Source organism: Brevundimonas sp. AAP58 (assembly GCF_001295975.1).
GTDB lineage: Bacteria > Pseudomonadota > Alphaproteobacteria > Caulobacterales > Caulobacteraceae > Brevundimonas.
This window is the reverse complement of sequence record NZ_LJHU01000095.1, coordinates 1-1,241: the sequence shown is the minus strand read 5'-3', so window position 1 is coordinate 1,241 and position 1,241 is coordinate 1. Positions and strand designations below refer to the sequence as shown.

General features: G+C 70.6%; 3 protein-coding genes. All 3 read right to left on the bottom strand.

Annotated features, from left to right (window positions below; genetic code table 11):
• Window positions 1-68: 68 nt before the first annotated feature.
• Window positions 69-269 carry a phage tail assembly chaperone gene (locus IP78_RS12020; protein WP_054111920.1) on the bottom strand — a complete coding sequence of 67 codons (201 nt, stop codon included), beginning with the start codon at window positions 267-269 and terminating at the stop codon, window positions 69-71.
• Window positions 270-277: 8 nt separating this feature from the next.
• Window positions 278-586, bottom strand: a complete 309-nt coding sequence (locus IP78_RS12015) for a GTA-gp10 family protein (protein ID WP_054111919.1) — start codon at window positions 584-586, stop codon at window positions 278-280.
• Between the two features lie 152 nt (window positions 587-738).
• Window positions 739-1,149, bottom strand: coding sequence for a phage major tail protein, TP901-1 family (locus tag IP78_RS12010; protein ID WP_054111918.1), 411 nt, complete (start codon window positions 1,147-1,149; stop codon window positions 739-741).
• Window positions 1,150-1,241 lie beyond the last annotated feature (92 nt).

Below are 1,241 nucleotides of genomic sequence, written 5' to 3'. Positions count from 1 at the left end.
GGCAAGGCGAGCCACCCTCCGACGCCTCCGCCGTCCAGCCCTGCCACCCCCACCCCGCTTCGCTGCGCTCAGCGACCCTCCCCCGAGGGGGAGGGAGAACCGATATCCGGCCACGCCCTCATCATCTCGTCCAGCTCGCGCCGCGCCATCGGCCCCGGCCCCACAGGCACCGTCAGCATCCGCCATTCCTTCAGCGACAGCCGCCAGAAGGCCTCGGGCGAAATCCCCATCGCCACCGCCGCCCGCATCATCGCGCCCCACTCAGCCATCGAGTTCGTCATCCTCCGGCTTGACCGGAGGACGCCGCGAACCCCGCCGCCACCGCCTCAGCCGCCTCCCTCGGCGTCACCGCCGCCCGATCCAGCTCACCCGCGAACGCCCCCTCGCCCCCGCCACGCAGCAGCGCCGCCAGCACCACCACCAGGTCCCGCGCCGACAACGCCCGCAGCCGCTCCGCCAGCGCCTCGACGCCCGACACGCCCAGCGCCGTCTCCATCTCCGCCAGCGCGCCGAGCGTCAGACACAGCCTCCGCTCCGCTCCCGCCAGCCGAACCACGGCCTCGCCGCGCACGCCATTCGCACCCATCCACCTGTCTCCATGAGGTGAGGGAGTAGGGAGTAGGGAGTGGGTCGCGAGCAAAAAAGGGGCCGGACCTCGCATCGCGCGCCAGCATCACAGCCCAGCCTCCCTACTCCCTACTCCCTACTCCCTACTCCCTACTCCCTAAGCCCTAAGCCCTATCCCGCGCTGAACCCGATCTCGCCGGCGCTCGCCAGGCTGATCGCAAACGTCGCCTCGCCCTCGTGATCGCCGGCGTACTCCAGCGCCGACACCAGGAACGGCCCTTCCAGCGTGCCGAAGTCCGGCACGATCAGCCGCCAGGTCTTGGCCGCCTGCTCAAAGAACGCCTCCCGGATCAGCGCATCCGACGCCGCATCCCGAAATATCCCCTGCCCCGACACGGCGGCGGACTTCACCCCCGCCCCGCCCAGCAGTTCTCGCCACCGCCCGGCCGAGTCCGCATCCGTCGCATCCACCGTCCGCGCGTTCAGCGAAATCGTCCGCGCCCTCAATCCCGCGACGGTTTGATACGTCCCCGCCCCCTGCTCGATCTTCAGCAGGATGTCCTTCCCGCGTTGTGCGGCCATGTGTGTCTCCTCCCCTGTGAAGCGCAGCGGAACGGGGGAGGGGGACCGCGAAGCGGTGGAGGGGGCAACCCCAAACACCGGCGTTCGTACCC

What these genes read in the sequence shown, in the direction of transcription:
- IP78_RS12020 (WP_054111920.1), bottom strand. Translation starts at nt 269, where the DNA reads ATGGCTGAGTGGGGCGCGATGATGCGGGCGGCGGTGGCGATGGGGATT.
- IP78_RS12015 (WP_054111919.1), bottom strand. Translation starts at nt 586, where the DNA reads ATGGGTGCGAATGGCGTGCGCGGCGAGGCCGTGGTTCGGCTGGCGGGA.
- IP78_RS12010 (WP_054111918.1), bottom strand. Translation starts at nt 1,149, where the DNA reads ATGGCCGCACAACGCGGGAAGGACATCCTGCTGAAGATCGAGCAGGGG.